This is a genomic window from Fulvivirga lutimaris (assembly GCF_009711525.1).
In the GTDB taxonomy this organism is placed as follows: domain Bacteria; phylum Bacteroidota; class Bacteroidia; order Cytophagales; family Cyclobacteriaceae; genus Fulvivirga; species Fulvivirga lutimaris.
This window is the reverse complement of record NZ_SMLV01000249.1, coordinates 1-8,332: the sequence shown is the minus strand read 5'-3', so window position 1 is coordinate 8,332 and position 8,332 is coordinate 1. Positions and strand designations below refer to the sequence as shown.

At 34.9% G+C, this 8,332-nt stretch carries 6 protein-coding genes; 4 read left to right on the top strand and 2 right to left on the bottom strand.

Annotated elements, in window-relative coordinates; all coding sequences use genetic code 11:
• Window positions 1-119 precede the first annotated feature (119 nt).
• The 4 genes from E1140_RS03355 to E1140_RS03340 are packed head-to-tail and all read left to right on the top strand — an operon-like array spanning window position 120 to window position 6,359.
• Window positions 120-845 carry a hypothetical protein gene (locus E1140_RS03355; RefSeq protein WP_155179034.1) on the top strand — a complete coding sequence of 242 codons (726 nt, stop codon included), beginning with the start codon at window positions 120-122 and terminating at the stop codon, window positions 843-845.
• 56 nt (window positions 846-901) lie between these two features.
• A complete protein-coding gene (locus E1140_RS03350; protein WP_185153405.1) occupies window positions 902-3,586 on the top strand; it encodes a TonB-dependent receptor in 2,685 nt (894 codons plus the stop codon).
• Entirely contained in the window at window positions 3,583-4,767 is a 1,185-nt protein-coding gene (locus tag E1140_RS03345; RefSeq protein ID WP_155179030.1) for a DUF4249 domain-containing protein, read from the top strand. Before E1140_RS03350 ends, E1140_RS03345 begins: the two co-directional genes overlap by 4 nt.
• Entirely contained in the window at window positions 4,758-6,359 is a 1,602-nt protein-coding gene (locus E1140_RS03340) for a hypothetical protein (RefSeq protein WP_155179028.1), read from the top strand. Before E1140_RS03345 ends, E1140_RS03340 begins: the two co-directional genes overlap by 10 nt.
• Before the next feature lie 7 nt (window positions 6,360-6,366).
• Here E1140_RS03340 and E1140_RS03335 read toward each other — a convergent pair whose 3' ends face one another.
• Window positions 6,367-7,353 (bottom strand): bestrophin family protein, encoded by a 987-nt coding sequence (locus E1140_RS03335; protein WP_155179026.1) that lies wholly within the window; start codon window positions 7,351-7,353, stop codon window positions 6,367-6,369.
• 267 nt (window positions 7,354-7,620) lie between these two features.
• Complete coding sequence (locus E1140_RS03330; RefSeq protein WP_155179024.1) at window positions 7,621-8,115, bottom strand: hypothetical protein; 495 nt, start codon at window positions 8,113-8,115, stop codon at window positions 7,621-7,623.
• Between the last annotated feature and the right edge of the window lie 217 nt (window positions 8,116-8,332).

Below are 8,332 nucleotides of genomic sequence, written 5' to 3'. Positions count from 1 at the left end.
GATAATTGTTTTTAATATATCTTAGATTTTTATACAGACGTAACATTAATTGCACTGAAAGATCCAACCATTAAATAACTTTAAATGATAAATCTATTTGTATAATGATATGAGTAATTATGATATCTAGAACTTATGTTACTCTTACGCTCCTGTTAGTGCTGCCTTACAATAGCATTGCTCAGGTCTACACCTATCTTCCTGAAATTGACGGGGATTTAGAAAATTGGCACAATTCTATTGCAAAAAACCTGAAACCACCATTCATGCAAGGCAGCTATTACTTCATAGATGAACTAGAGAAAATGTCAGCCTCGCAAAACCCTTTTTATAAAGATAATTGGTCAGAAAATGGCACAATTTCATACGAAGGAAGAATATATTCTGGGATCAACATGATTTATAATATTTCGAAAGATGTTTTGTTAATATGGAGTTATGAAATGAGTAAAAATAACATCAAGTCACTTTTAATCAATCAGACTAAGATTGATTCCTTTAATGTGCACAATGAAATGTTTTTGAGACATGATCTGGCTGAAATAGGAGTTGAAGGGTTTTATAGAAAAGTAATGAAAGGCAGACATCTCTCCTGCTTTGCTAAGGAAAAGAAAACTGGTGAATTAAAAGACTCTCGTTATGAATATAGATATGACAGGCAGTACCTCATTAAGTTTAAAAATGAAATCTATAAATATAGAGGTATGTCAACTATCTACAAGATCCTTCCAAATCACAAAAAACAAATCAAGAAATACATGAGGCAAGAAGGTATTGTAATGAGAAAGAAAAACGAAGTGCTTCTGAAAAATATTTTAAGCTATTGTGATAATATAGTTTTATGAAAACGTTGCTTACTTGTATATTTTTGATGCTTGCTCTTCCTTCCTTAGGTCAAGAAATGTCAATAGTCAATGATAGTATTTCTCTAATCGATGCTATTACTCAATTCGAAACTGCAAAGAAAGACCTACAGTTCTACTATCGTTCTGAATGGATGAAAAATATCAATATTCATAAAGATAATTTAAGACCTGAACTGGCTATTGATGAATCGATTGAAGTTCTATTAAAAGGTACACGCCTAAATTATTATTTAGATGGACAACGCGTTATCCTATTATATAATACTGCCATAATAGTTCCTCAAATGCAAAAAGTTGATTCTGACCAAGAACCAGTTTATTTAGATCAGGTTAACTTTCAGAGTCAATCAACGTCCCCGACTGATCAACGTCAGATTTATACAATAGGTAACATAAAGGAGTTTGAAAGAGGAAAGAGTAGCACTATCTATGGAACTATTACCTCTAACAACGGACCAGTTGAAGGTGTCTATATCGCAAATAAGGAGCCATTTGTGAATGCTATTTCTGATGAGAATGGAGAGTTCAGTATTACATTACCAAATGGAAAGAATGAGTTAACCTTCCAATCTCTTACAACTATTACAGCTACTAAGGAAATTAATTTGTTCTCTGATGGTGAACTTGACGTTATTCTTGATTTAGATGTTGTTGCATTAGAAGAAGTCGTAATAAGTGCTCAACGGGAGGAGAATATTAAATCTATTCAAATGGGTCTCACCAAGATCGATCCGAAAAAAGTATCAATAGTTCCGGCACTGCTTGGAGAAAGGGATATTATCCGTGTGGCTACTTCTACTCCCGGAGTGCAAAATGTTGGAGAAGGGTCGGCTGGAATAAACATAAGGGGAGGAAAAGCTGATCAGAATTTATTTTTACTGGACAATAACACAGTCTATACCACCAACCATTTTTTTGGTTTTTTCTCTGCCTTCAATGCTTCTGGTGTTGGGGAACTATCATTATATAAAAATGGAATACCTGCCGAATATGGTGGAAGACTATCTTCTGTATTCGATATAAAAACTAAACAGCCAAACAAAGAAAAGTTTGAGGCAAATGTTGGTTTAGGTCTTGTCACGTCTCAAATACAATTGGAAGGCCCTATCAAAGGTGCTAAAACAAGTGTTCTACTAAATGGTAGAGCCACGTACTCACAATATATGCTAGACTTGTTCAAAGACTCATCAATTGGAAATAATGAAGTCTCATTTTATGATTTCACTTTAAGAACTCATACTCAAGTTAGTGATAAGGATGAGTTTTCAGTAACAGCCTACTACAGCTATGACGATTTCAAAATTAAGTCAGATACCCTCCTGTCATTCAGTAACTTTTCTTATGAGAACAAGGTGGTTGGAGCGAGTTGGAAGCACATTGTAAATGACAATCTTTTTGCTAAACTAGAATTGGGGTATAGCAATTTTAGCTACCTGACTAGCTATGATGTATTGCCAACACAAGCCTTCAATGTAGACCTTTATCTAAATGAATATAGGTCTGCCTTAAAATTTGATTACTTCGTCAACGAGAAACTAAACTATAAATTTGGTATAGAGACCAAAATGTTTTCACTCAGTCCTGGTGAGATAAGTCCAGAAGGACCTGAGTCTTTGATTGAAAATGAACAAATTGATGAAGAGAGAGCTATTGATGTGGCACCATATTTTTCTGCTACTTATAACTTTTCTGATAAATTAGCTGTGGATGGAGGGATTCGATATTCTATTTTCAATTCGTTAGGCCCCGGGGAATACAATATTTATCAAGCAGGTCAACCGAAAAGATCATCTTCAATAATTGGTACAAAGCAGTACGAAACTGGAGAAGTTAGTCATAGTAATCATGGGCCAGAATTTCGTTTTCAAGGTAGGTATTTGGTTGGATCAGGAGCATCAATTAAACTAGGGTATGGTAGAACTAGACAAAACACACATTTGCTCCTTAACGCAGCTTCAATTGCCCCTACTGACGTTTGGAGGTTATCTGGTCCGTTTATCGAACCACAAATAGCAGATCAATTATCTATAGGGTATTTCAAGAATTTTTTTGGAAAAAACCTCATAGAGGCCTCGGTTGAGACTTATTATAAAGCCATTAAGAATTTAGTAGATTTCAAAACAGGCGCAGAATTACAGTTCAATCCAGCTATAGAAACAGATCTACTTCAGGGTGATGGCAGGTCTTATGGAGTCGAGTTTTCTTTGACGAAATCAACTGGTTGGCTTACTGGTTGGCTTAATTATACTTACTCCAGATCTTTTGTACGGCTGGATGGAAATCAACCATCTGAAATTATTAATGGTGGCTCCTTCTTTCCTACAGGATATGACAGACCCCATTACTTCAACTCTGTAACAAATTATAAATTTACCAGAAGGATAACCATGACACTCAATCTAGTTTATTCCAGTGGGGTTCCTCTTACCTATCCTGTAGGAAAATATAGTTTCAAGTCATCAGAGAATATACTCTATTCCAATCGAAATGAGTACCGAATACCAAGCTACTTTAGAACCGATATAGGCATCAATGTTAATGCAAGTCACAAATTGAAAAAGTTTACGCATTCTTCCTGGACTTTCTCGATCTATAATGTAATGGGAAGGGATAACATATATTCGATTTTCTTCGAAGTAGAAGATGGACAGGTAAATGGATATAAAATGAGTGTTTTCCCAACTCCTATACCTACAATAACCTATAACTTTAGATTTTGAAAAGGGTTTTTATAATATCAATCATTTGTTTGTCTTCTTGTATCGAGCCGTATGAGGTTGAAGTGAAAGATACTCAAAAAGCCCTGGTTATCGATGCCAGCCTTACAAATCTTCCAGGAAGACAATTTGTGAAATTGGAGTATTCCTTTTCTTTACTTGAGACTGAACCTGAAATGGCATCAGGAGCTTTAGTTAATGTAGTTGATGATTTGGGTAATAATGTATTGTTTAGTGAAGTCAGTCCCGGTTATTATATGCCAGACTCATCATTTGTAGGCTTAGTGGGAAGAAAGTATCAACTTTCTGTGCAAACTTTTGATGGCAATGAATATCTATCAGAGTTTGAGGAACTATTAGAACCGGCTAACATCAAGGAAATTTACGGTAGATTTCTTTCGCTCCGTTCAGAAACTAGCGATGGATTTGATGTTGGAGTGCAATTTTTAGTTGATATTGATCAGGTCGATCAAGAGAATCATAACTATAGGTTTGAATATACTGAGGATTACGAAATATTGCTTCCATATGGGTCAATGCTTGAGTTTAACCCAACCACACGTTTAATAGATCGTAGAAATCCACCTCTCTCACTGTGTTATTTCAAACAAGAATCACAGGGTTTAATTATTGCTACTGCCGGTGGGCAAACGAACGGAAATATCCGGGAATTTCCGTTGATCTTTATTGCAGAAAATCAACGTGAACTAATAGGTAAATATTCTTTAACCATTCGACCTTATAGGATTTCTAATGCTGCTTACCAGTATTATTCTGATTTAAAGGAAAACAATGAATCTGCAGGTTCATTTTTTGATCGCCAAAAAGGTGCGTTGATAGGAAATATTCGAAATATTAACGATCCAACCGCTCCAGTTCTTGGTTATTTCGAAGTTGCAGGAGTATCGGAAGACTATAAGATATTTGATGCAGGAACATGGCAAGATGATGGTTATTATCCTGATCTATTTTTGGAATCTTGTAACATGAGACTGGACACAGTTCGTACGGCTGATATATTAGCTGGAAATTTTGATTTTAATAATATGTATATCTACAATTTTGCTCCAACAGAAGCTATAATAGTACCCCTTGGTTATAATGTACTGACGCTTCTTGTTCCTGAAATTTGCGGTGATTGTAGATACTATGGAAGTTTAAAAAAACCAGCATTTTGGGATTAGGAAGATTTTTACTTATAGGGCTTATTATTTTACAGTTTAAAGCCCAAGCGCAAACTGTAAACTTCCAAGAGGAGGTATATATCAGTGTTGATAAGACTAATGTAATTGTTGGTGAATTGTTAAACTTTTCGGCATTTGTATACAGCAATACCTCAAAAAAACTCAGCAAGTTAAGTAGCATATTATACATAGAGCTGATTGATGAAGTTGGAACGTCAGTACATCAAACAAAAATTGGTCTTAGAAATGGAAGAGGGTCAGGATCTATTTATATCGATTCTGAGTGGTTATCCAGCACCTATCGCCTCGTTGCATATACCAGATGGATGCAAAACTATAACTCATATTTTGAGCAAAAAATATTGATCTTGAATCCTTATAATAATCTTATTCAACATCAAAAGATTTTAGGAAACCCAATGTTAGGTAGTGTTGAATCTACTGTTGATGCTAATAGATATGATATTCAGCAACAAGCCTCTTTGAGTCTAGGTATAATCCAACCTTCAAGTATATCGATATCCATAAGCAAAATGTCCAACCTTTATTATTCCAATGTAAACCTCATGAATGATTCTATCAAAACTATGAAATCATTTAAAATCCTTCCTGAGTATAAATATGGTTTGGTTCAAGGAAATGTCAATAATACTGATAGCCAACTTAGGATTAACAGTGCTATTAATGGATCAAATATGCAAATTTCCACTACAATAACTGATAGTGCTGGTAATTTTTGGATAAACTATAACCCTGATTTATCACCAAATGATGCTGAAATTCAAATCGAACTTGAAAATGATAGCCTAGCTCAAATTTCGATTGTAAATGAATTTTATAAAAGATATTCTACACTTGATACCGTCCAGGTAACACTTGATTCGATTACAATATCAGAGCTTATACTTAGAAGTGTTAATAACCAGATTCAAATGGCTTATCAAAAACCGCTTGATGTTTTGGTAGATACCCGATCGATTTTCACATTACCATCTGCAGAGGTTTATTATCTTGATGATTATAAACGTTTCCCCTCTTTAAGAGATACTTTTATCGAATTACTGAATAATGTTGGGGTATCAAAATCTGATGAGAAGTATAGAATAAATATCAGGTGCAACAGTGAGCCATCAGGTTTAAACAAAAGTGATGCTGTCCCACTCATTTTACTAGATGGTCTTAAAATTACTCCTCAATACATTCTAAATATATCACCAAATAGCATCATGAAAATCGAAGTGATACCAGAGTATTACTTCGTAAATGACATTGTCTATAAAGGTATTATCAGTGTTCATTCATTTAAAGGTAATATGAGTGTTGAAAATAGTAATAGTCATACTTTTCCAATTGCTAATTACCAACCTTACAATGAGGCAGGATATCAATTACGATCAGCTAGTAGAATACCTCAATACCAAACAGATCTCTTTTGGGACCCAATATACTCTCATAATGGTGGAGAGCTTTTGGTCAATTTTTCTACTTCTATGATTGAAGGAACTTATAAGGCTTGTGTTAAAGGTCTATCGGAAGATGGTATTCCTATTAATGTCACTAAATATTTTCAAGTCATTTTATCAAGTCGATAGTTGCCAACTACATCAAAAATCCATTTTCTGCTTTTACAGGTTCAGGAATGTTATCGTCATTCATCATTTCTCTAAGATCTATCTCAATACCTCTGGCTATTGAGGTAATGGGCACATCATTATAAGTACCTTCAAATGGATTTTCGGAGTAGTCCCCTATTTTTTCCATTAAGAAGAATACCCAGGTGATAAGACCACTTAGAAAAGGGCAAATCCAAAATATCCACCCAGCATTTTGTCCAACTACATCTAAAAGTCCAAACGGCACAAAAACACAGAATACAACGGTAATCCATATGGCCACAGAGGCATACTGCCTTGGAAAGGGAAAATTCTTTATTCTTTCTGATTTACCCTGGTCCTCATAAAATGTTGTGATCAGCTTATAGAATTCCATATGACGAAAATCTTCAAAATAATTTTGATCACGGAGCTGTTGAAGTCTTATTGCCTGCGTTTTAAGAATCTGAGTTGCCTTGTTTGTTTTATTTTCCAGGGCTTTTATCTCTTCATGATTTATATAAGATGAAAGCTCTTTGTCAAGTTCGTTTTTATAGTTTTCAGTAACATTAGGTGCATATATACCAGTCAGCCGATTTTCAGTGTGTTCCCATTCTCTACTTAACCTTAGTTGATGACGCAATATGGTTAACCAGGCAATGTGTCTGTATATAAGTTCCTTTTGAACGGGCGCAGGATTGTCTCCCTGAACAAACGAGAACACAGCAGCACCAAATGTTCTGCTGTTATTGACAATGCTGCCCCATATTTTTCTAGCCTCCCAGGTACGGTCATAAGAACTATTGTTTTTAAAACCTAGATAGAATGCCACTGCTATACCTATAATGCCTAAAGGTCCCCATGGTAAGGCCACATGAATATCAATGAAAAATGATATGGTGCAGATGGTTAATCCATAAATAGCACCAATAATAAATGGCCACTTAGACCAGTTAAAGGTCATCCAGAAGCCATATCTTCTTTTTACGTACATGAGATTGTTCTTTGTATTAAGATAGTAATAAATTGAACAACCACCATTGTTGAAAGATGTTTGCCAACAAGGATGATTAGGATCGCCTATATCCCATTCAACTATCCTTTAATTTGCTTTGTATGCAATGAGTTTAGAATCTAGAAGGTTAATTATACGCCTCCGGGCGGAGGACCCCATTTTCCCTTGTAGATTCTATGAGCTTATGATTAAAACGAATTTGTGAATGATGCTGAGTTTAGTTCATAAAAGATTGAGACCAATATGTTAATCGATTATAACTTTGTCATGGGCAATGCTTTCATAAAAATGATGGATATCAAACATTTGTTGGGCAGCCATTTTTTGTCCAAATTGCCCGGCTAGATACATGGCAGCCGCAATAAAAGATAACACTGGTAATCCCCAAAGTATCTCAACAGACTTGTCCAGACTCCAAAGGCTGAAACCCCAAACAGCTATAAAACATGCCAGTAAGCTGAGAATAATGTAGCCAAAAAAGAAAACAGCCCAAACTGTTGGGTTTGGTCCATATAAGCCTCTAATAATCACATTTTCATCATCCTGTTCAAAAGTTAGATGTAATTGCGGTGACCAAAAATGTTGTTGGGAAGGATGAATTTTAATATATATATGCCCTGGCAAATGAGTTGATTTAAACTGCTTCTGAGTCTTTAATTTTTCTTTGATTAAGTTTTCTAAACCCTCCTTTTGACCTGCAATCTGGTGTTTAAATCTTGGTCTTATTCTAAAGCTCGACATAATTTGAATTATGGTTATGTTGCTTCCTGCTTATTAATGATAGTTTGCTTGATTCAACAAGGATTCAAACTAATCACTTTATGATATAAAATTTCATGACTTTAAACATACTACGGGCTGCGTTTCATCAGCGCAAATCATCTGGAATATCATCTATTTTGCACTAATTAATAAAAGGACATTCAAATTATAATATCATGGAACCACACTTTTATAA